Genomic DNA, 20,555 nt, shown 5'->3' with positions numbered 1-20,555 from the left:
GGCCGGATGTCCACCTCCGGCGCGGTGGCGGGCTGGTCGGCGGTGTCCAGCGGGCCGTCCAGCACCAGCAGCGGGTCCGCGTCGGCGATCATGAAGGCGATCCGCTCGGCCGGGTAGGCCGGGTCGATCGGCAGGTAGGCCGCGCCCGCCTTCAGCACGGCCAGCCGCGCCACCACGATGTCCACCGACCGCGGCATGGCCAGTGCCACGACACGTTCGCGACGCGCGCCCTTGGCGATCAGCAGGTGGGCGAGCCGGTTGGCCCGCTCCTCCAGCTCCCGGTAGGTCACCGCCCCTTCGGCCGACACCACGGCCGCCGCGTCGGGTGTGCGCAGGGCCTGCGCGGCCACCATGGCCGGCAGGTTTTGGGCGTGCGTCATCGCGAGAAGTGCCTTTCTGGGTTCAACGGGCGCGCGTTACCCGTTCGAATGGGGGCCTAAACGTGATTTTCAGGCCATTTCCGGGACCTGTCGGCGGGCCAGTCGGCCGCCGATCTGGATCCACTGGATGCTCCCGTCGCCCGGGTCCCGCAGGAAACGCCCGGTCTGGTTGGTGTCGCCCGTGTCCGAATCCCGCATGGCGAACACCAGGCCGTCGAACAACGACAGGTCGGCGAACGGCTCGCCGTCCACGGTGAGCGCCAGCCGCTCCCGGTCCACGGCGCGCACGGCGTATTCGACGTCGCCGTTGCGGAAGCTGCCGGTGCAGTCCCGGGGCGGCGGGATGCGGCGGTTCAGGTTGCGCATTCCGTCGTAATCGCCCACCGGCAGGCCGGCGTCGGCCAATTCCGGGACCAGGTCGCGCCACAGCGCGAAGCCGCTGCTCGCGTCGGTGGTCAGGGCCACCGCGGTGCCGTCCTCGGGGTTGATCCGCAGGTGGCAGGAGGTGCCGTCGGCGGTGCCGTCGTGGCCCACCCAGCGCACCCCGTCCCGCTGGAACAGCGCGAGCCCGAGGCCCCACCCGTCGGCCATGCCGAACGGCTCGGCGTGCCGCACGGGCGTGCGCATCAGTTCCAGGTCCTCGGGGTCGATCAGGTGCGGCGCGGCGCCGCCGAGCATGCGGCCGAAGGCCACCAGGTCGGTCGCGCTGACCGCCAGGGCGCCCGCCGGCGCGTCGACCAGGGCCAGCGACTGCGCGACCGGGACGGCGCGGCCCGTGCTCGCGTTCACGGCGTGGCCCGGCGCGATGCCGGCGTCGGTGCTCGGGCCCACGGTGAACCGCGGCCGGATGCCCAGCGGGCGCAGCAGCACCGCGTCCACGGCCTCCCACCAGGACATGCCGGTCGCGACCTCGACGAGGTGGCCGACCAGGGAGTACCCGATGTTGGAGTAGGAGAAGCCCTCGCCGGGCGGGTGCAGCAGGTCCAGGTCGCGGACCGCCTGCTCCACGTGGCGGCGCAGCGAGGTGGTGCGCACGTCCTCCGGGTCCGACGGCAGGCCGCCGGTGTGGCTGAGGAGGTGGCGGAGGGTCAGCTCGTCCTCCACCGCGGGCAGGTGGTCGGACAGCGGCGCGTCGAGGTCGAGGTCGCCGTCGGAGACCAGGGCCATGGCGACGGTCGCGGTGAACGTCTTGGTGATGGAGCCGACGGGGACCGCGGCGTCGGCGGGCAGGCCGACCTGGTGGGTCCAGGTCCGACCGGCGCGGTGCACGGCGAACTGGAGGCCCGGCACGCCGTGCGCGCGGGCGAGCGCGGCTAATCGAGCGGAGATCTTGTGGGTGTCCATCCTGATCCTCTGAGAATGAGCCAGGGCGGCTGCGGACCCAACGTTGACTGTTGTTCCCAGAGTGTCGCGACCGCCGAACGGAGCATTCACGTAATTGGCTCCGACAATTTTGTCCTCGGGTAACCGGACGTTCGGGGAAGGTGTCGTGCGTTTCACTCGAACGGCTGGTTTGGACCGGCCAGTCTCGTAAAGGAAGCCCAGTACGCGAGCTTTATTCGCAGTCGCCTGGCAACGGTTGCAGGGGTGCGTAGGCTGTCCATCCAGTGGGCACGTGACGTTAATTCTGCCCTAATCGGACTGATTTGCTGAAAAATTCCTTAAGGTCCGTAACCGAACCCCGGAGGCGTCGTTTGCGGTTACCACTCCGTAGCGTCGAACGCGGCGGTCGCGCTGAGTGGTCGAAAATGTGCGGGGCGCGATGGGAGGGGCCGGGCGGGGCCGGACCCGTCAGTCGTCCCGCTGGACCTCCAGGTGCAGCGCCTCCATGCGGGCGTCCAGCTCGGCCGCGATGGCGGCCGTGTTGGTCAGCTCCTCCACGAAGCCGGCGGGCACCTGGTCGTCGTACTTGTAGTAGAGCTTGTGCTCCAGGGTGGCCCAGAAGTCCATGGCGATGGTCCGCAGCTGCACCTCGACCTTGACGTGCTCCACCCGGTCGGACAGGAACACCGGGATGCGCACGATCAGGTGCAGGCTGCGGTAGCCGTTGGGCTTGGGCCGGGCGATGTAGTCCTTGGTCTTGAGGATCTCGACGTCGCTCTGGCGGGCCAGCATGTCGCGCACCCGGTACACGTCGGAGACGAACGGGCAGACCACGCGCACGCCCGCCACGTCGTCCAGGTGCTCGGCGGCCAGCGCCAGGTCGGCGGGCAGGCCCTTGCGCCGGAGCTTGTCCAGGATCGCGTCGGGCCGCTTGACCCGCTGGGTGACGTGCTCGATGGGGTCGTGCCGGTGGATCAGGTCGAACTCCTCGCTGAGGATGCGGAGCTTCGTCATGAGCTCCTCGACCGCGAACTTGTGCACCACCAGAGACCGCCGCAGCAGGTCGTCCGCCACGCCGACGTCCATGATCCCCAGAATACCGCCGGTCGGGTCCGCTAAGATGCGGATCGTGAACACCCACTGGCACGTGGTCCTGCCCCCGCCGTGCGCCTGACCGGGCGCACCACCACCGGCTGACCACCACCGGCGATCCCGTCACCGGCTGATCCCGTCGCGGGCCGACCTCGTCACCGCCTGGCCTCGTCACCGCCTGGCCTGGCCACCCGTCGACCGCGTCACCCGCTGACCCGTCACCGGTTGATCCGCCACCTCCGGCACCCGCTCGGCAGTGCTGCGCCCGTTCGCGCCCACCTTCTCGGCTTTCCCGCGAACGGAGATCCCGTGTCAACCCTTGGCGTACGAGCACGTCCTCGCTTCACCACCGGCCCGCTGCCGATCCTGGCGGCGTGCCTGCTGTGGGGCACCACCGGCACCGCCAGTTCCTTCGCGCCCGCCTCGGCCCCCGCCGCGGCCGTCGGCGCGGCGGGCCTGGTGTTCGGCGGGCTGCTGCTGTCCCTGACCGCGCGCGGCGCGCGCGACGTGCTGCGCACCGCGGACCGGCGGCTGCTGCTGCTCGGCGCGGTGACCGTGGCCGGCTACGCGCTGGCGTTCTACCCGGCGGTGGAGCGCACCGGCGTGGCGGTGGCCACCACCGTGGCGCTGGCCACCGCGCCGATCGTGCTGGGCGTGCGCACGCGCCCCCTGCTCACGTCGACCGCCGTCGCCGGCTGCGCGGTGCTCGTGCTGGGCGGTGGCGGGGCGCACGTCGATTTGGTCGGCGTGGCGCTGGCGCTCGTGGCGGGCCTGTCCTACGCCGCGTACTCGGTCGTCTGCGCGCACCTGATCGGCCTCGGCCACCCGTCGCGGGCCGTGGTCGGCACGGTGTTCGGCGGCGCGTCCCTGCTCACCGCGCCGCTGCTGTGGTGGCTGGGCGCGGGCTGGCTGGCCACCCCGGCGGGCCTGGGGGTGACGGCCCACCTGGCGGTGTTCACCACGTTCCTGGCCTACCTGCTGTTCGGCCTGGGCCTGCGGCACACCACCGCCGCCACCGCGACCACCCTCACCCTGGCCGAACCCGCCGTGGCGGCCGTCCTGGGCGTCGTGGTCCTCCACGAACGCCTCCCCCTGGCGTCCTGGTGCGGCATGGCAGTCCTGGCCCTGTCCCTAACCGCCCTGACCCGCCCCTGACCCGCGAGTCATGCCTCCAGCCCCCGCGTGTCATGCGCTCGGACCTCGCGAGTCATGCGTTCAGGACCCCCGAGTTCAACACTCGGGAGCCCGATCGCCGCACGGGTCCGCGCGAGTGCACGACATGCGGGGGCTGAGCGCATGACACGCCGGGGTTGAGCGCATGACTCGCGCCGGGTTAGTCGGTGCGGCCGCCGCCGCCCAGGCCGTAGAGGATGCGCTGGATGACCTCCGGGTCCACGTCCGGCTCGTCGCCCATCTGCTCGGCGGCGGGTGAGCGGCGCGGCTCGCGGCGCGGCAGCGGCACGGCCGAGGCGTTCATGCCCGACGGCAGCGGCAGCTCGCACCACGCCAGGTGGCCGCCCGCGGTGAGGTCGACCAGGCCCGCGCGCCCGCTCGCCAGCTCCGGCGGCAGCGCGACGCGGTTGCCCTCGACCTCCACCACCAGGTGGCTGCCGGACAGCCGCAGCCGGACGAGCAGGAAGCCCGGGGCGCGCCGGTCGGCGACGTCGACGGCCGCGCCGACCAGGCGGCGCACGGTCTGCGCGGCCTCGTCCTGCATGGCCCGCAAGCGCCACTCGCCCAACGAGAAGCGCACGAACATGTCCGCGACGTTCACCGCCGTCGGCAGCGCGACGAGCCGAAGGTCGTCGACCTGTTCGGTTTGGGCGTTCACGCGGGTCCCTCCTCGCCTGCGTCCGACGCGTGTTGCGCCAGATGGTGCCATGACGGCGTCCGTTGTCACCCACGCGGTCTACGACTGTGAGCGGACTGTGTCCAAGCCGGTTTCAAGACCTACTACGGGTGAACACGTGGCCCGGTTCACGTGCCGTCGTCGCGTCGAGGGACCGTATCGAAATGACTCTCCGGAGGGAACAGCACCCCGTTCGTGCCGCTCCGGGCACGCCGAGGGCCCGCCGGGAGCACCCGGCGGGCCCTTCCGTCCGCGGGGCTCAGCCCTGCTTGACGGCCTCGATCTCCAGCAGGATGGTGATCTTGTCGCCGACCACGGCGCCGGCCGGGCCGCCGGTCACGCCGAAGTCCTTGCGGCTGATCTCGGTGGAGGCGGAGAAGCCCGCGACCTTGGCGCCCTCGAAGCCGTCGCCGAAGCCGTTCACCTCGAGCTCCAGCGTCACGGCCTTGGTCACGCCGTGGAAGGACAGCTCGCCGTCCACCAGGAAGCCCTCGCCGTGGGCGCGGACGCCGGTGGAGGTGAAGGTCAGCTCCGGGTACTTCTCGACGTCCAGGAAGTCCTCGCCGCGGACGTGGGCGTCGCGCTGCTCGTTGCGTGTGTCGATCGACGCGGTGTCGATCTTGGCGCTGACCGTGGACTCCAGCGGGTTCTCGGCGGTCACGATGGTGCCCTCGAACGTGCCGAAGTGGCCGCGGACCTTGGACACACCCAGGTGGCGGACGACGAACGAGACGTCGGAGTGCACGGGGTCGATGGCCCACGTGCCGACGAGGTAGCCGGGGATCTGGGTCGAGGTCATGGTCGGTCCCTTGTGTCGATTGCCTTGGTTGAACTCTCAACAGAACATAGCGCATCCTGGTTGAGGGTTCAACAACAACCTATGATGGGTGACATGAGCGAAGTGCGGTGGTTGAGCGCCGAGGAGCAACAGGTCTGGCGTGGCTTCATGACCGCCGTGACCAAGTTCACCGAGCACCTGGACCGGCAGCTCCAGCGGGACTCCGGGATGCCCATGGCCTACTACGAGATCCTGGTCGCGCTGTCCGAGGCGCCGGACCGGGCCCTGCGCATGAGCGAGCTGGCCGCGACCTGCCACTCCTCGCGGTCGCGGCTGTCGCACGCGGTGGCCCGGCTGGAGAAGGAGGGCTGGGTCGAGCGGCGGGCCTGCGCGTCGGACCGGCGCGGGTCGATCGCCGCGCTCACCGGTGCGGGTTACGCCGCGCTGGAGGCTGCGGCGCCCGGCCACGTGACCGCGGTGCGCGAGCACCTGTTCGACGTGCTGACGCCCGAGCAGCTGCGCGTGCTGTCCGACATCAGCCGCGCGATGGACGCAGGCCTGACCGTCGAGTGCGCCAAGGTCCGCGAGGAGCTGGCCGAGTTCTAGGGCTGCCGGGCATGCCAGGACTGCAAAACGTGCCAGGGCTGCAAAACGTGCCAGGGCTGCCGGAGGTGCCAGGGCTGTCGGAGGTGCCAGGGCTGTCGGAGGTGCCAGGGCTGTCGGAGGTGCCAGGGCTGTCGAACCAGGCGGCCGGGTCGGACCGCCGGGCCGGGCTGCTGGGCTGGGCTGCCGCGTGTGACCGGGCCAGGGTTTGTCCCGTCACCGACGCGTGACCGGAGCCACCGCGCCCTGGTGATGCCCGCGCCCTGGTGGTGCTCGCGTCCGGGTGGCACCGGTGTCCGATGTGGACGCACTCGGGCCGGCGGCCCGTAGGTCGACCGGAGCGGATCCGCGCGCCGGAGCCAGGGGGGCGCACCGCCCCGTTGACGGTCGTTCGACCTCTTGTCGCACTGCGGTCGTGTGATCAAGGTCCACTTCGGACTGCGGGGCCCGGGCGGGCACTGCGGTCGGTGCCGCACAGCGCCGCCGCCGCGTCACGCGGCGGGCGGTTGGCCGGCAGTCGTCCGGGGCGTGGCGTGCCGGTGGCCGGTCAGGTGGGGCGGGAGGCCCGTCATCACGGTGCGCTCAGGCGTCCTGTCGTGACAGTTACGGCCTGTGATCAGATCATCGGATGAGTGAGTCTCTTCGCGAAACTCGTGGTTATCATGCGCAGATGCTTCGACGCACGTACGACGGCCAGGTCTGTTCGATTGCCCGTTCGCTGGAAGTGGTCGGTGAGCGGTGGACGTTGTTGATCGTGCGCGACGCCTTCCACGGCGTGACCCGGTTCGACGGTTTCCTGAACTGCCTGCCGATCGCGCGCAACGTGCTCAGCGACCGCCTCAACGGCCTGGTCGACCACGGCGTGATGGAGCGCGTGCTGTACCAGGACCGGCCACCGCGCCACGAGTACCGGCTGACAGCCAAGGGGCGACGACTCGCCCCGGTGCTGATGGCGCTGATGGAGTGGGGAGACCACTACCTGGCGGGCGAAGCGGGCCCGCCGAGCGTGGCCGAGCACAACGACTGCGGCGGTCGCGTCGACGTCCGCCTGGTGTGCGCCTGCTGCGGCCAGGACGTCGACCGCTCCGACATGACCGTCCGCCGGGTCCGGTGACCAACCGGCCGACCCCGTCGGCTGGGCGCGGGTACCGGCGTGGGCTTCACGTGTCGGTCGGGATCAGGCCCGCCTCGTGGGCGACGATCGCCGCCTGGACGCGGTTGCGCAGGTCCAGCCGCTTGAGGATCGAGCTGACGTAGACCTTCACGGTCCCCTCCACGACGTGGATCCGGGCGGCGATCTCGCTGTTGGACAGCCCCGCCCCGACCAGGCCCAGCACCTCCCGCTCCCGCTCGGTCAGCACCGCCACCCGCTCCGCCGCCCGCAGCCGGGGGCCGACGCCCGACAGGTGGTCCACCACCCGCCTGGCCACCAGCGGGGACAGGTAGGCCGCACCGGCCGCGACCGCCCGCACGCCCGCGATCAGCTCGTGCGGGTCGCCGGTCTTCAGCACGAAGCCGCTCGCGCCCTCGCCTAGCGCCCTGGAGATGTAGGAGTCCTCGGCGAACGTGGTGAGGATCAACGTCGCCGTGCCCTCGGCGACCCGCCGGATCTCCGCCGCCGCGTCGAGGCCGGTCAACTGCGGCATCCGGATGTCCAGGACCGCGACGTCCGGTCGGTGCCTCAGCACGAGGTCCACCGCCGACCGCCCGTTGTCCGCCTCGGCCACCACCTCCACGTCGTCCGCCGAGGCGAGCACCGCCCGGACACCGATGCGCACGATCGCCTCGTCGTCGGCGAGCACCACCTTGATCATGTCCGGCATCCTGCCTCACGGGTCGCGGGTGAGCAGGTCCTTGGCCACCAGCGCGCCGTCCCGGAAGCACACGCGGTACCGGTCGTGGCGGCGCTCGTCGAACGGGTTCGGGTGCGTGCTGTAGAGGCGGCACACCGACCCGCCGGGCCCGTCACCGGTGTCCTCGGCACGCGTCCGGCCCGGCAGCAGCGCGGCGACCTCCGCCTCGGGCCGCCCGACCCGCAGCTCGGCGAACCGTTCGGGGGACAGCGCCGAAGCCGCCGCGTCGTACACCCGGTACCCGACCACGCCGAGCACCGCCACCGACGTCACCCCGACCGCGAGCCGCACGGCGCGGCGCGTGTTCCTCCGCGCCCGCACCTGCGCCCGCAGCCGCAGGACCTGCGTCACCCCGTCCGTCGACCGCGCCGACGCCGGGCGGTCCGGCACCCGGGCGACCAGCTCGAACCCGCCGTCCTCGGGCCACCGCACGGTCAGCTCGCCGCCGACCAGCGAGACGCGCTCGTTCAACCCCAGCAGCCCGCGCCCGCCACCCCTGGTCCGGGGCGCGCCCGGCCTGCCCGGCCCGTTGGACACCCGCACCTCGGTGGGATCGCCGCGGTGGTCGAGCACGACCGACACCGCCGCGCCCGCCGCGTGCTTCATCGCGTTGGTGACCGCCTCGGTGACCACCCGGTGGATGGTCCGCGTGATGACCTGGTCCGGCGTCGCCGCCCCCCGCACCTCCAGCTCCACCCGCATCCCGGACCGCCGGGCCCGTTCCACCACCTCCTCCACCGACTCCTCCGCCGCGTTCCGCTCGGACCGCAGCAGCCGCACCACGTCCGCCAGCCGCTCGGCCGCCGTCGTCACCGCGGCGCGGGCCTCGCGGACCGCCTCCCGGTGCGCCGGCGACAAGGTCTGGTCGACCTCCAGCGCGCCGACCCGCAACGCCGCGTGCGCCAGCTCGTGGCCCACCAGGTCGTGCATCTCCGCCGCCAGCCGCGTCCGCTCCTGGGCCCGCGCCTGCGCCGCGTCCCGCTCCAGCACCGCCGCCCGCTCCCACGCCGCGCCGAGCAGCTCGGTCAGCCCGCGCCGGTACCTCCCGAACGACCACGGCACGGCGGCCAGCACCGCGAGCGACGCCACCCCGGCCACGACCGTGTCCGCGCCGATGCCCAGCACCACCGCCACGACCACCTCCGCGGCCACGGCGACCGTGAACGCCACCACGCCCCACCGCTCCTCCTCGGCGTTCCGGCCGGCGAGGAACCCGAGCGCGACCAGCCCACCGGCCGTCGCGAACACGGCGACCGTGGTGTCCCGCTCCACGTGCGCGAAGAAGCCCACCTGCCAGGTGGCGAGGGCGAGCGTCAACGCCGTGATGGGCCGGTGGCGGACCAGCACGAGCAGACCGGTGAAGACCGCCAGGTACCCGCCCGCCTGCCACCAGGTGATGCGCTCGGGACTCGACGTGGCCGCCGCCCACAGCACCGGGACGGCCGTGGTCGCCCACAGGAGCAGGGCGCGCACCGTCAACATTTGATCGATCGTTCACGCCTTCCGGTGAGGGGGATCGCCCGGAGGATGACCCCGTGTGGGTGGTGTGGCGGCGTTCCCCTCACGGGACGACGCGCGGCCGTCGGCGAGTGGGAGGTCAGCCTACTTAGGTTGCGCCGGCAAGCGCTTCGTGGCTGAAAGCGTTGCGGCGCAAGGGTGAGGCGGTCGGAGAGGGACAGGAGGACGGCCGGGAGCCACTGCCGGCTTGACTCGACGGTCGTCGGTGGCGGAGGGGGCGAGCGGTGCGGGGCGAGTGTCGAGAGACCGGTGGGATTGAGTGTGGAACAACCGCCCGATCGTGGTTTTCATGCGGACTGGGCCGGGGAGAGCCGTTCCACCGACATCGGTCCCACTGAGCGCAGCGCGTCCACAAGGCCTTGGTCTGGTTGCTCAACGTGGTAAGCGCACCGTTTGCTCCGAGGGGGATGGGGAGGTGGGGGATGGGAAGGAGGAGGGAGGTGCGGATGGGGAAGGCGTGGATCGGGTGGGTGCGGAGCGGGTCGGTGCGGAGGGGGAGGGTGTGGGGCGGGTGGGTGCGGATGAGGTGGGTGCGGATGGGGGTGGGGGTGCGGCGGAGGGGAGAGGGCGCTTGGTGAAGCGGTTGCCCGGTACGGGTAGTGGCAGTCGGGCCAGCAGGGGGAGGGTGGTGGCCACGGCGGCGCCGAACAGCAAGCCCGCTACTACGTCGTGCGGGTAGTGCACTCCTACGAGCACCCTGGAGGCGGCGGCGAGGACGGCGGTCGCCAGGGCCAGTGCGCCCAGTGCTCTGCTCGACCACAGGATCGCCATCGCGGAGGCGCCCGCGATCGTCGAGTGGTTGCTGGGGAACGACCAGTCGCCCAGTTCCGGGCAGGCGATGATGGTGCTCACCTCGCCCAGCGCCCGGCACGGGCGGTCCTGTTGCCAGATCAGCTTCACCGCCTCGCTCGACAGGTAGGCGATCCCCGTCACGACCGGAGCCAGTAAGGCCCGGCGGTATGCGACGGGTGGTCGGTGGCGTGCTCGCCACCACGTGATCAGGAACAGGACCAGCATGACGGCGATCAGGGCCTCGGTCATGAAGGCGATCAGCGACCGCGTCCAACCGGGGCCCGACGCCGCCCACGTCGCCAGGTCCAGGTACCACTCGGCGCTCAGGTCGGGGACGTCCGGTACCGAGGCGTCCGATTTCGCTTGTGCCACGACGGGTGTTGTCATGGCTTCGAGGTTACGGAGGGGGTGGTGGTTGATCTTCTGGCTATGGGTATGAGTTGACCTTGTCGATGGATATAGGGTCCTGTACGCCTTTGGGTCTATGCGGGTGGGGAGGCGATCACCCGGCGGTGATTGTCCACTGTGGACTGACCGTGCGGTCAGCGCACGTCGCGCGGGCGGTACTGGATGCTGATGCGCGGGCCGACCGCGCCGTTCGCCTTGGGCACCGCGTGCTCCCACGTGCGCTGGCAGGAGCCGCCCATGACGATCAGGTCGCCGTGGCCCAGCGCGTACTTCACGGTCGTGCCGCCGCCGCGTGGTCGCAGGGCCAGGGTTCGCGGTGCGCCGACGGACAGGATCGCCACCATCGTGTCGTGCGTCGCGCCGCGGCCGATCGTGTCGCCGTGCCACGCCACGCTGTCGCGGCCGTCGCGGTAGTAGCAGAGGCCGGCGGTGCGGAACGGCTCGCCCAGTTCGGCGCGGTACCGGTCGCTGAGGGCGGTGCGCGCCTCGGTCAGCACCGGGTGGGGCAGGGGGACCTGCTCGTCGTAGAAGCAGAGCAGGCGGGGCACGTCGACCACGCGCTCGTACATCCGCCGGCGCTCGGCCCGCCACGGGACCTGGTCGGCCAGGTGCCGGAACACCTCGTCCGCGCCGGTGAGCCAGCCGGGCAGCACGTCGACCCACGCACCGTCGTCGAGGGCGGTTCGCCGGAGGCCGGTCAGGGGGCGCAGTGCGGGGTCGGCGCCGTCGTCGAACAGCGACACCTGCATGTGTGCAGCATAGCGCGAGGGTCGAACGCCTGTTCGAGCAGGGAGGGTCGGAGGCGTTCGGGCAGGGAGGGCCGGGGGGTACTGGCCCGGGAGGATCGGGGGAGGCCGGCCCGGGGGGGGTCAGCCTGGAGGAGCGGGGTGGTCGGCTCGGGAGGGCCGGGGGCCGAGGGCCGGGGATCGGGGGCCGGGACCGGGGGCCGGGTGAGCGGGGCCGGCGGGCCCAGCTGGGCCGACGAGGCCAGCTCGGGAGGGGCCGGGGGAGGCTGGCCCGGCAGGGCCAGGAGGGTCATGCCCGGGAAGTCGGCCCAAGAGTGCCGGGTGGTCAGCCCAAGGAGGGCCGGGAGGCTAGCCCAAGGAGGTCTGGAGGCCGGCCCAGGAGGTCTGGAGGCCGGGAAGCCGTGGACTCAGGCTTCCGGTTCGGGTTTGCGCCGCCTGCCGCCGGGGCGGGCCTGCTTGGCCGGCTCTTCCGCCGGCTGCTCGGCCTGGTGCTGCGGAGCCGCGTCGGCCACCGCCGGGTTGTCGGCGAGCAGGATGGCGGCCAGCTCGTCGTAGATCGGTGTGCTGCTCATGGACGTCCCTCTACCCCTTTTGGAGGCAAGTTACACGTGTGATCGTGATCGGGTTCGGGCAGGGTCGCGGAACGACCCGAACGAGGTGGATCGGGTCGCTGGATCGGGTGGTGTGCCGGCGTGTCTACCGCCCGGTACCCCCAGGAAAGGCGAATGCCATTCGAATAAGCGAAAAGTATTCGGTTCTCGCGGGGCGGGATCACGGTAATGTTGGCCCCGGGTGGGGACGTGCCCCTCGGGTGATCCGTTCGACGTGGCCGTTGGGGGCGAACGGGCCGGTCGGCGCGTCTGCCCCGGGTGGTCGCCGGTGTCGTCAACGCCATGGGGGCATTTCGCCGGCGGTCAGGGGCGTGTTGCGGTCCGCGGGTGGGAATGGGGGTCCGCGGGCGATTGCCGGCCGGGGAGGGCCGGTGTTCCCGGGGGAACTGGGGCGATCGCGGGTGCGGTGACGGCGGAGCGGCGGCGGGTCGCGTGGTGCCTTGAACGTCCCCCCGGGAGCGGGTGTGCCCAGTTGACGGAGCGCGGTGCGGCCCCGGGTCGGGCCCGCCTCGCGGCCGTCCGATCGCCGGAGGGGGACGAGAGGCATGGGGGAACGAGCGACCGACGAGGCCGGACCGCGGGGGACGTCCGGCCTGGCCGAGTTCTGCGACGCGCTGTTCGAGACCTTGGGGAGGTCCGACCAGCGCCGTTGGGCCGAGGTCTACGTCAGGGGGCTGCTCCTGGTCCCGGGGCGCAAGTCGATCAGGCGCATCTCAGAGGGGGTGCTCGGCCACGACGCCGGCCAGTCGTTGCAGCAGTTCGTCAACCAGAGCCCGTGGCCGTGGGCGCCGGTGCGGCGGCGCCTGGCCGAGTTGGTGAACCGGGGGGCTCGGCCGCGCGCGTGGGTGGTGCGCGAGGTGGCGTTCCCCAAGAACGGGGCCGGCTCGGTGGGCGTGGCCAGGCAGTACGCGCCCTCGGAGCGCCGGATGCTGAACTGCCAGCGCGCCGTCGGGGTGTTCCTCGTCGGCGACCGGGGCGCGGTGGCGGTGAACTGGCGGCTGCTCCTGCCGAGGTCGTGGGACGACGACGCCGGGCGGCGCGCCAAGAGCCGGGTGCCGGAGGGCGAGCGGTCCCGGCGCGCGTGGCGGTACCCGCTGGAGTGCTTCGACGAGATGGCGGGCTCCTGGGGGCTGCCCGTCGCGCCCGTCGTGGTGGACCTCAGCGGTGACCCGGACGCGTTGCCGCTGCTCGGCGGGCTGGAGGAGCGGGGGATGCGGTACCTGGCGCGGGTCTCCGCCGCCACGCCGGTGCTGCCGGTGAACCTGGTCGGCGCGTCGAGCGGGGCCCGCACCGTGGGGCAGCTCGTCGCGGCGGCGGCCCGGCGCGGTCGGACCACGCTGTCCCGGCGCGACGAGGCGACCGGCGCGGTCACCGCGTCCGACTTCGTGCTGACGACCCTGCCGGGGCACGCGCGGGCGGGTGGCGGCCGGCCCCGCCACGTGCTGGCCGAGTGGCAGGCGGGCGAGGACCGGCCGCGGGCGGTCTGGATCGCCAACCCGGGGCCCGTCGGCCTCCGGGAGCTGGTGGACCTGCTGCACGCCGAGGCGCTCGTCGGCGCGGAGGTGGACCGGCTGTCCGAGGGCTTCGGCCTGCTGCACTTCGAGGGTCGCTCGTTCCGGGGCTGGCACCACCACGTGACGCTGGCGTCGGTGGCCCACGGTTACCGGGTGCTCACCGGCGAGGACCACCCGGGGTGCGAGGATGGGCGACTCCTCCGGCCGCACGCCTGACGGCCCGCCGCGGCCGGGGGCAGGACGACGAAGACCCCCGGCCCGGTGACGCGGGCCACAGTTCGGTATTACTTCCGATAGATGGATGTCCTAGTAATCTGGGATCAGTCGTCGATGTCGGAGGAGCCGTCGTGACCGCTGCCACCCCGTTGCACACCCCGCAGCACCCGGTCCGCTTCGTCACCGCGGCGAGCCTGTTCGACGGGCACGACGCGGCGATCAACATCATGCGCCGCATCCTCCAGTCGCAGGGCGCGGAGGTCGTGCACCTGGGCCACAACCGGTCGGTGCGCGAGGTCGTCGACGCGGCGGTCCAGGAGGACGTGCAGGGCATCGCCATCAGCGCCTACCAGGGCGGCCACGTCGAGTACTTCACCTACCTGGTGGAACTGCTCAACGAGCGCGGCGCGGGCCACATCAAGGTCTTCGGCGGCGGTGGCGGCGTCATCGTGCCCGACGAGATCGAGCTGCTGCACTCGCGGGGCGTGGCGCGCATCTTCTCCCCGGCCGACGGCCAGGAGCTGGGCCTCGCCCGCATGATCAACACCATGGTCGAGGCGTGCGACCACCCGCTGGCCGAGCGCCCGCCGTCGTCCTGGGACGCCCTGTTCACCGGCGCCGACGACGTGCTGGCCCGCGCCATCACCCTCATCGAGGCCGGCCGGCTGCCCGACGACGTGCGCGAGCGCATGGCCGCGTCCGCCGGCTCGCGGACCGTCCCGGTGCTCGGCATCACCGGCACCGGCGGCTCCGGCAAGTCCTCGCTGACCGACGAGCTGGTCCGCCGGTTCCGGCTCGACCAGCAGGACAAGCTGCGCATCGCGGTGCTCGCCGTGGACCCGACCCGCCGCAAGGGCGGCGGCGCCCTGCTCGGCGACCGCATCCGGATGAACTGCCTGGACGGCGACCGGGTCTTCTTCCGCTCCCTGGCCACCCGCCGCGCGGGCTCCGAGGTGCCCGACGGCCTGTCCGACGCGATCCTGGCCTGTCGCGCGGCCGGGTTCGACCTGGTCGTGGTCGAGACGCCGGGCATCGGCCAGGGCGACGCGGCGATCGTGCCGTTCGTCGACCTCTCGCTGTACGTGATGACGCCCGAGTTCGGCGCCGCGTCGCAGCTCGAGAAGATCGACATGCTGGACTACGCCGACGCGGTGGCGATCAACAAGTTCGAGCGCCGGGGCGCCGAGGACGCCCGCCGCGACGTGGCCCGCCAGCTCGTGCGCAACCGCGAGGCGTTCGGCGCCTCCTGGGAGGACATGCCGGTGTTCGGCACGTCCGCGGCGACGTTCAACGACGACGGCGTGACGGCGCTCTACCAGCACCTGCGCGACGAGCTGGCGCGGCGCGGGCTGGCCGTCGACGAGGGCGCGCTGCCCGCCGCGACCGGCAAGGTGTCGACGTCGGCGGCCACCGTGGTGCCCGCCTCCCGCGCCCGCTACCTGGCCGAGATCGCGGAGACCGTGCGCGGCTACCACCGGGCGACCGAGACGCACGTGGACGCGGTGCGCCGGGTCGCGCACCTGCGCGCGGCGCGCGACGAGCTGGAGTCCGCCGGCCACGACACCGCGGCGATCACCTCGCTGCTGGAGTCGGCCGAGAAGCAGGTCGACGCCGAGGCCGCCGAGCTGCTGGCCCGGTGGCCCCGGGTCGTGGAGGACTACAGCGGCGACGAGCTGGTGGTCCGCGTGCGCGACCGGGAGATCCGCACGAGGCTGACCAGGGAGACGCTGTCCGGCAACCGGGTCCGCCGCGTCTCGCTGCCCCGCTACGAGGACGAGGGCACTCTGCTGCGGTTCCTGCGCTCGGAGAACCTGCCCGGCCTGTTCCCCTACACGGCGGGCGTGTTCCCGTTCAAGCGCGAGGGCGAGGACCCGGCGCGGATGTTCGCCGGCGAGGGCGACGCGTTCCGCACCAACCGGCGGTTCAAGTACCTGTCGCAGGGCTCGGAGGCGACCCGGCTGTCCACCGCGTTCGACTCGGTGACGCTCTACGGCCGCGACCCCGGCACCCCGCCGGACGTCTACGGCAAGATCGGCACGTCCGGCGTCTCCATCGCGACCCTGGACGACATGAAGGCGCTCTACGACGGGTTCGACCTGACCGCGCCGACCACGTCGGTGTCGATGACCATCAACGGGCCCGCGCCGACCATCCTGGCGTTCTTCCTCAACACGGTCGTGGACCAGCAGCTCGACAATTTCCGCGCCGAGCACGGCCGCGAGCCGGCCGAGGCGGAGGCCCGCGAGCTGCGGGCGCGGGCGCTGGCCACCGTGCGCGGCACCGTGCAGGCCGACATCCTCAAGGAGGACCAGGGCCAGAACACCTGCATCTTCTCCACCGAGTTCTCGCTGCGGATGATGGCCGACATCCAGGAGTGGTTCATCCGCAACGACGTGCGCAACTTCTACTCCGTGTCCATCTCCGGCTACCACATCGCCGAGGCCGGGGCGAACCCCATCAGCCAGCTCGCCTTCACCCTGGCCAACGGGTTCACCTACGTCGAGTCCTACCTGGCCAGGGGCATGGACATCGACGACTTCGCGCCCAACCTGTCGTTCTTATTCTCCAACGGGATGGACGCCGAGTACAGCGTGATCGGCCGCGTGGCGCGGCGCATCTGGGCCATCGCCATGCGGGAGCGCTACGGCGCCAACGAGCGGTCGCAGAAGTTCAAGTACCACGTGCAGACCTCCGGGCGGTCGCTGCACGCGCAGGAGATGGACTTCAACGACATCCGCACCACGCTGCAGGCCCTGTGCGCGCTGTACGACAACACGAACTCGCTGCACACCAACGCCTACGACGAGGCCATCACCACGCCGACGGAGTCCTCGGTGCGCCGCGCCATGGCCATCCAGCTCATCATCAACAAGGAGTGGGGCCTGTCGATGAACGAGAACCCGCTCCAGGGCTCGTTCGTCGTCGAGGAGCTGACCGACCTGGTCGAGGAGGCGGTGCTCGCCGAGTTCGACCGGCTGTCCGAGCGCGGCGGCGTGCTGGGCGCGATGGAGACCGGCTACCAGCGCGGGCGCATCCAGGACGAGTCGATGCTCTACGAGCAGCGCAAGCACGACGGCTCGCTGCCGCTGATCGGCGTGAACACGTTCCTGCCCGAGAGCGGTTCACGCGAACCGGTGACGATCGAGCTGGCCCGCGCCACCGAGGACGAGAAGCGCTCCCAGGTCGAGCGGACGCGGGCGTTCGCCGCCGCGCACGCCGCGGAGGCCGAGCCCGCGCTGCGCCGGCTGAAGAAGGCCGCCACGGCCGGCGAGAACGTCTTCGAGGTGCTGGTGGACGCGGCCCGGGTGTGCACGCTGGGCCAGATCACCGAGGCGTTCTTCGAGGTGGGCGGCCAGTACCGGCGCAACGTCTGAGCCGTCCGCCGGTTGGGGGTGCCAGGTTCGGGCACCCCGTGCCCATGGACGAGCAGAACACCCTCCGGTTCATCGGCAACGCCACGACGGTGCTGGACCTCGGGCCGTTCACCCTGCTGACCGACCCCAACTTCATCCGGCGGGGCCAGTGGACCTACCTGGGCAACGGGCTGGTGTCCCGGCGGCTGAAGGACCCGGCCGTGCGCATCGACGAGCTGCCCCCGCTGGACGCGGTGCTGCTGTCGCACATGCACGGCGACCACTTCGACCGGGTCGCGGTCCGCGAGCTGAACCGCGACCTGCCGGTGCTGACCACCCCGCAGGCGGCGCGCCACCTGGAGCGGCGCGGGTTCCGGGAGACGGTCGCGCTGCCCACCTGGGCCGACCTGACCCTGACCAAGGGCGGGGCGAGCGTCACGGTCACCTCGCTGCCCGGCCGGCACGCGCCGGGCGTGGTCCAGCGGTTCCTGCCGCCGGTGATGGGCAGCATGGTGGAGTACCGGGCCGCGCCCGACGCCCGGCCGCTGCGCGTCTACCTGAGCGGCGACACGCTCATGCACGACGGGTTGCGGGGGATCCGCGAGCGCTATCCCGAGATCGACGTGGCCGTGGTGCACCTCGGCGGCACGAGGGCCCTCGGCGTGCTGCTCACCATGGACGGCGTGCAGGGCGCCGACCTGCTGGAACTGCTGCGGCCCCGGTACGCCGTGCCGGTGCACTACGACGACTACACCGTGATGAAGTCGCCCCTGTCGGACTTCCTGGCCGAGGTCGACCGGCGCCGGCCGGCGGCCACCGTGGTGCGCGTCGAGCGGGGCGGCACGGTGGACCTGCCGACGCGGCTCAGCCGGTGACCGTGCGGACCAGCAGGAACAGGTTCAGCGCCGAGATCACCGCCGCGCCCGCCACGCCGACCAGCGTGGTGGCCCGCCGGTTGGCGGCCTCGCCCATGACGTCGCGGCGCCTGGTCAGCAGCACCAGCGGCACCAGGGCGAACGGGATGCCGAACGACAGCACCACCTGGCTGAGTACGAGCGCCCGCGTCGGGTCCACGCCCAGCGCGAGCACCGCCAGCGCGGGCGCCATGGTCAGCAGCCTGCGCAGCCACAGCGGGATGCGCCGGCGCAGGAAGCCCTCCATGACGACCTGGCCGGAGTAGGTGCCGACGCTGGACGCGGCCAGGCCCGAGGCCAGCAGCGCCAGCGCGAACGCCAGCGCCGCGCCGGGTCCGAGCAGGTCGCCCAGGCCGCCGTGCATGTCCTCCAGCGACTCGCGGGGCGCGTCGGAGCCGTGGAACGCGCCCGCGGCCACCACGAGCATGCTCGCGTTCACCGCGCCGGCCACGCCCAGGGCGACCACGATGTCGGCACGACTGGCCCGCAGCGCCCGCCGCCGCGCCCGGGGCTCGGTGGTGTGGTGGTGCTGGGTGAGCGCGGAGTGCAGGTAGATGACGTGCGGCATGACGGTCGCGCCGAGCATGCCGGTGGCCAGCAGCACGCTGTCCGCGCCGGCGAAACCGGGCACCAGGCCGGCCGCCGCGCCGGTCGGCGGGCCCAGCCGGAGCGCCTGGTAGAGGAACCCGCCGAGCACGATCGCCAGCAGGCCGATGATCACCGACTCGAACCGCCGCCGGCGCAGCGGCGCGAGCGCGAGGATGCCCGCCGACACCGCGGCCGTGATGAGCGCGGCGGGCAGCAGCGGCACGCCGAACAGCAGGTTCAGCGCCACCGCCGCGCCGACGAACTCGGCGAGGTCGGTGGCCATCGCCACCAGCTCCGCCTGGACCCACAGCAGCCGGGTCACCGGCCGCGGGTAGTGCTCGCGGCACAGCTCGGGCAGGTTGCGCCCGGTGACGATGCCCAGCTTGGCCGACTGGTACTGGATGAACATCGCCAGCGCGCTCGCGTTGACGATCACCCACAGCAGCAGGTAACCGTGGGCGGCGCCGCCCGCCATGTTGGTGGCGAAGTTGCCGGGGTCGACGTAGGCGACCGCGACCACGAACGCCGGGCCCATGACCACGGCGGCCGAGCGCAGGCGCAGGACGAGGGGTGAGGCGACGGGGGCGCCGACCATCTCACCTTCCTTCTCGACGGGGACGGACGGGGAGGTGGGCGCGGCGGCCGCCGGTGGGGGCGGCCGCCGCCGCGGTCACTTGGTGAGCTTGTTGATCGCCTTGTCGATCAGGCCGAGGTTCGCCGGGCTGGTGGCGTACAGCAGCGGGTCGGGCGCGGGCGCGGACGCCTTGCCGCCGAGCGGCACCGGCTCCATCAGGTAGGAGAACTCGTGCGAGCCGTCCGGCGCGGGACCGGACGCCCAGCGGCCCTCGGGGCCGTGCGCGCCGTCGGAGTTGTGCCAGATGGTGCCCGCGTGCTCCTGGTTCTCCTCGTCGAACAGCGCGCTCGGGCTGATCGGACCCTCCAGGCCGTCCTCCTGGAGCTCCTCGATCGCGGCGAGCCACATGTTCTGGTGGGCGGTGTCGCGGGCGAGGTTGAACTTGAGCATGTCGCGCACGCCCGGGTCGTCGGTCATGTTGTAGAGGCGCGCGGTCTGGAGCCTGCCCTGGGCCTCGGCCGCGACGTTGGCCCGGAAGTCGGCCATGAGGTTGCCGCTGGCCACGATGTAGCGGCCGTTCCACGGCACGCCGTTGCTGTCGGACAGCGTGGGCCCGCCGCCGCTCACGATGGCCTGCTGGACGTCCATGCCGCCGACCACGGCCGCCACCACCGGGTCGTTCACGGCCTCGGCGGTGACCTCCGACGGCGCGCCCTCCAGCAGGCGGGCCACCATCGTCGCGAGCATCTCGACGTGGCCGATCTCCTCGGTGGCCACGTCCATGATCAGGTCCTTGTACTTGCCCTCGATGCGGCAGTTCCAGCCCTGGAACAGGTACTGCATCGTCACGGTCATCTCGCCGTAGGCGCCGCCGATCAGCTCCTGGAGCTTGCGCGCGTACAGCGCGTCCGGCTTGGAGGGCTTGGCCTCGAACTGAAGCTTGCTGGTGTGCAGGAACATCCTGCCTCCTCCGATCGGGTCAGTGGGACCGACGTTAGGAACGCGGTGTGACCGATGGCGTGCCGTCGCGCCACGGGGGCGTCACCGCCACGGCACCGTTCCTGGTCACCCGGGCGAAAAAATCGACCGGGGTGGTGTGGTGCGGCAATCTGAGGGCACCCGACGGCCCTACACACCCTCGACGCAGATGGGCCCTGCCCGATGAGCGAAACCCACGTGCAACCCCGGACCACGATCCACCTGCTGAACGGCTTCGGTCTGGACCTCGACCACGCGCGCGTGCACGTGCTGCCCAGCGTGCGGAAGCTGCTGGCGTTGTTGGCGCTGCGCGAGGAGCCGGTCAGCCGGGCGGTGGTCGCCGCGCTGCTGTGGCCCGAGGCCACCGCGCGCCGGGCCGCCGCGTGCCTGAGATCAACCCTGTGGCGGCTGACCAAGCCCGGTGAGCCGCTGGTCGAGACCGCCGACGACGCCCTGCTGCTGGGG

General features: G+C 72.3%; 18 protein-coding genes and 1 pseudogene. 7 read left to right on the top strand and 12 right to left on the bottom strand.

The window, feature by feature from the left end; translation table 11 throughout:
* The 3 genes from ACFV4N_RS23835 to ACFV4N_RS23825 all read right to left on the bottom strand — a co-directional run.
* Positions 1-380, bottom strand: a 380-nt coding sequence (locus ACFV4N_RS23835; RefSeq protein WP_499674791.1) for an AMP-binding protein, incomplete at its 3' end; no start/stop codon positions are given.
* A 69-nt stretch (positions 381-449) separates the two neighbouring features.
* Positions 450-1,724: a serine hydrolase domain-containing protein gene (locus ACFV4N_RS23830; protein ID WP_499674790.1), complete on the bottom strand. Its 1,275-nt coding sequence runs from the start codon at positions 1,722-1,724 to the stop codon at positions 450-452.
* A gap of 447 nt (positions 1,725-2,171) precedes the next feature.
* Positions 2,172-2,789, bottom strand: coding sequence for a GTP pyrophosphokinase (locus tag ACFV4N_RS23825; RefSeq protein WP_499674789.1), 618 nt, complete (start codon positions 2,787-2,789; stop codon positions 2,172-2,174).
* 315 nt (positions 2,790-3,104) lie between these two features.
* On the opposite strand from ACFV4N_RS23825, the gene ACFV4N_RS23820 reads away from it, so the two are divergent.
* Entirely contained in the window at positions 3,105-3,950 is an 846-nt protein-coding gene (locus ACFV4N_RS23820; RefSeq protein ID WP_499674788.1) for an EamA family transporter, read from the top strand.
* Positions 3,951-4,128: 178 nt separating this feature from the next.
* Here the strand turns inward: ACFV4N_RS23820 and ACFV4N_RS23815 are convergent, their stop codons facing one another.
* Both ACFV4N_RS23815 and ACFV4N_RS23810 read right to left on the bottom strand, forming a co-directional pair.
* On the bottom strand, positions 4,129-4,626 hold the full coding sequence (locus ACFV4N_RS23815; RefSeq protein ID WP_499674787.1) for an ATP-binding protein: 498 nt from the start codon (positions 4,624-4,626) through the stop codon (positions 4,129-4,131).
* 277 nt (positions 4,627-4,903) lie between these two features.
* Positions 4,904-5,443 (bottom strand): YceI family protein, encoded by a 540-nt coding sequence (locus ACFV4N_RS23810; RefSeq protein WP_499674786.1) that lies wholly within the window; start codon positions 5,441-5,443, stop codon positions 4,904-4,906.
* A 93-nt stretch (positions 5,444-5,536) separates the two neighbouring features.
* Here ACFV4N_RS23810 and ACFV4N_RS23805 point away from each other — a divergent pair, with 93 nt between their 5' ends.
* Positions 5,537-6,028: a MarR family winged helix-turn-helix transcriptional regulator gene (locus tag ACFV4N_RS23805; RefSeq protein WP_499674785.1), complete on the top strand. Its 492-nt coding sequence runs from the start codon at positions 5,537-5,539 to the stop codon at positions 6,026-6,028.
* Positions 6,029-6,695: 667 nt separating this feature from the next.
* Entirely contained in the window at positions 6,696-7,139 is a 444-nt protein-coding gene (locus ACFV4N_RS23800; protein ID WP_499674784.1) for a winged helix-turn-helix transcriptional regulator, read from the top strand.
* A 46-nt stretch (positions 7,140-7,185) separates the two neighbouring features.
* Here ACFV4N_RS23800 and ACFV4N_RS23795 read toward each other — a convergent pair whose 3' ends face one another.
* From ACFV4N_RS23795 to ACFV4N_RS23775, 5 genes are all read right to left on the bottom strand, one after another.
* A complete protein-coding gene (locus tag ACFV4N_RS23795; protein ID WP_499674783.1) occupies positions 7,186-7,839 on the bottom strand; it encodes a response regulator transcription factor in 654 nt (217 codons plus the stop codon).
* A 15-nt stretch (positions 7,840-7,854) separates the two neighbouring features.
* A complete protein-coding gene (locus ACFV4N_RS23790) occupies positions 7,855-9,360 on the bottom strand; it encodes a sensor histidine kinase (protein ID WP_499674782.1) in 1,506 nt (501 codons plus the stop codon).
* Positions 9,361-9,768: 408 nt separating this feature from the next.
* Positions 9,769-10,575 carry a phosphatase PAP2 family protein gene (locus ACFV4N_RS23785; protein ID WP_499674781.1) on the bottom strand — a complete coding sequence of 269 codons (807 nt, stop codon included), beginning with the start codon at positions 10,573-10,575 and terminating at the stop codon, positions 9,769-9,771.
* Between the two features lie 155 nt (positions 10,576-10,730).
* Positions 10,731-11,345 carry an alpha-ketoglutarate-dependent dioxygenase AlkB gene (locus tag ACFV4N_RS23780; RefSeq protein WP_499674780.1) on the bottom strand — a complete coding sequence of 205 codons (615 nt, stop codon included), beginning with the start codon at positions 11,343-11,345 and terminating at the stop codon, positions 10,731-10,733.
* A gap of 404 nt (positions 11,346-11,749) precedes the next feature.
* Positions 11,750-11,914, bottom strand: a complete 165-nt coding sequence (locus ACFV4N_RS23775; protein WP_499674779.1) for a hypothetical protein — start codon at positions 11,912-11,914, stop codon at positions 11,750-11,752.
* A 584-nt stretch (positions 11,915-12,498) separates the two neighbouring features.
* Here ACFV4N_RS23775 and ACFV4N_RS23770 point away from each other — a divergent pair.
* The 3 genes from ACFV4N_RS23770 (at position 12,499) to ACFV4N_RS23760 (ending at position 17,911) form a co-directional block, all read left to right on the top strand.
* Entirely contained in the window at positions 12,499-13,683 is a 1,185-nt protein-coding gene (locus ACFV4N_RS23770; RefSeq protein ID WP_499674778.1) for an IS701 family transposase, read from the top strand.
* Positions 13,684-13,814: 131 nt separating this feature from the next.
* Complete coding sequence (gene icmF / locus ACFV4N_RS23765; RefSeq protein ID WP_499674777.1) at positions 13,815-17,057, top strand: fused isobutyryl-CoA mutase/GTPase IcmF; 3,243 nt, start codon at positions 13,815-13,817, stop codon at positions 17,055-17,057.
* 44 nt (positions 17,058-17,101) lie between these two features.
* Positions 17,102-17,911, top strand: a complete 810-nt coding sequence (locus tag ACFV4N_RS23760) for an MBL fold metallo-hydrolase (RefSeq protein WP_499674776.1) — start codon at positions 17,102-17,104, stop codon at positions 17,909-17,911.
* Here the strand turns inward: ACFV4N_RS23760 and ACFV4N_RS23755 are convergent.
* Together ACFV4N_RS23755 and ACFV4N_RS23750 are read right to left on the bottom strand one after the other, a co-directional pair.
* Positions 17,901-19,133, bottom strand: coding sequence for an Nramp family divalent metal transporter (locus tag ACFV4N_RS23755; protein ID WP_499674775.1), 1,233 nt, complete (start codon positions 19,131-19,133; stop codon positions 17,901-17,903). The genes ACFV4N_RS23760 and ACFV4N_RS23755 overlap by 11 nt on opposite strands.
* A 75-nt stretch (positions 19,134-19,208) precedes the next feature.
* A complete protein-coding gene (locus ACFV4N_RS23750) occupies positions 19,209-20,072 on the bottom strand; it encodes a manganese catalase (protein ID WP_499674774.1) in 864 nt (287 codons plus the stop codon).
* A gap of 201 nt (positions 20,073-20,273) precedes the next feature.
* Between ACFV4N_RS23750 and ACFV4N_RS23745 the strand changes: the two are divergent.
* Positions 20,274-20,555: pseudogene (locus ACFV4N_RS23745) on the top strand (hypothetical protein); the annotation flags it as partial.

This window comes from Actinosynnema sp. NPDC059797 (assembly GCF_042732085.1).
Classification (GTDB): Bacteria; Actinomycetota; Actinomycetes; order Mycobacteriales; family Pseudonocardiaceae; genus Actinosynnema.
This window is presented reverse-complemented; position numbering and strand designations above follow the sequence as displayed.

Bases quoted from the DNA above. Each gene is read 5' to 3' on its own strand.
- ACFV4N_RS23825 (WP_499674789.1), bottom strand. From the start codon at position 2,789: ATGGACGTCGGCGTGGCGGACGACCTGCTGCGGCGGTCTCTGGTGGTG.
- ACFV4N_RS23785 (WP_499674781.1), bottom strand. From the start codon at position 10,575: ATGACAACACCCGTCGTGGCACAAGCGAAATCGGACGCCTCGGTACCG.
- ACFV4N_RS23760 (WP_499674776.1), top strand. From the start codon at position 17,102: ATGGACGAGCAGAACACCCTCCGGTTCATCGGCAACGCCACGACGGTG.
- ACFV4N_RS23755 (WP_499674775.1), bottom strand. From the start codon at position 19,133: ATGGTCGGCGCCCCCGTCGCCTCACCCCTCGTCCTGCGCCTGCGCTCG.
- ACFV4N_RS23830 (WP_499674790.1), bottom strand. From the start codon at position 1,724: ATGGACACCCACAAGATCTCCGCTCGATTAGCCGCGCTCGCCCGCGCG.
- ACFV4N_RS23775 (WP_499674779.1), bottom strand. From the start codon at position 11,914: ATGAGCAGCACACCGATCTACGACGAGCTGGCCGCCATCCTGCTCGCC.
- ACFV4N_RS23750 (WP_499674774.1), bottom strand. From the start codon at position 20,072: ATGTTCCTGCACACCAGCAAGCTTCAGTTCGAGGCCAAGCCCTCCAAG.
- ACFV4N_RS23800 (WP_499674784.1), top strand. From the start codon at position 6,696: ATGCTTCGACGCACGTACGACGGCCAGGTCTGTTCGATTGCCCGTTCG.
- ACFV4N_RS23770 (WP_499674778.1), top strand. From the start codon at position 12,499: ATGGGGGAACGAGCGACCGACGAGGCCGGACCGCGGGGGACGTCCGGC.
- ACFV4N_RS23805 (WP_499674785.1), top strand. From the start codon at position 5,537: ATGAGCGAAGTGCGGTGGTTGAGCGCCGAGGAGCAACAGGTCTGGCGT.
- ACFV4N_RS23795 (WP_499674783.1), bottom strand. From the start codon at position 7,839: ATGATCAAGGTGGTGCTCGCCGACGACGAGGCGATCGTGCGCATCGGT.
- ACFV4N_RS23790 (WP_499674782.1), bottom strand. From the start codon at position 9,360: ATGTTGACGGTGCGCGCCCTGCTCCTGTGGGCGACCACGGCCGTCCCG.
- ACFV4N_RS23810 (WP_499674786.1), bottom strand. From the start codon at position 5,443: ATGACCTCGACCCAGATCCCCGGCTACCTCGTCGGCACGTGGGCCATC.
- ACFV4N_RS23780 (WP_499674780.1), bottom strand. From the start codon at position 11,345: ATGCAGGTGTCGCTGTTCGACGACGGCGCCGACCCCGCACTGCGCCCC.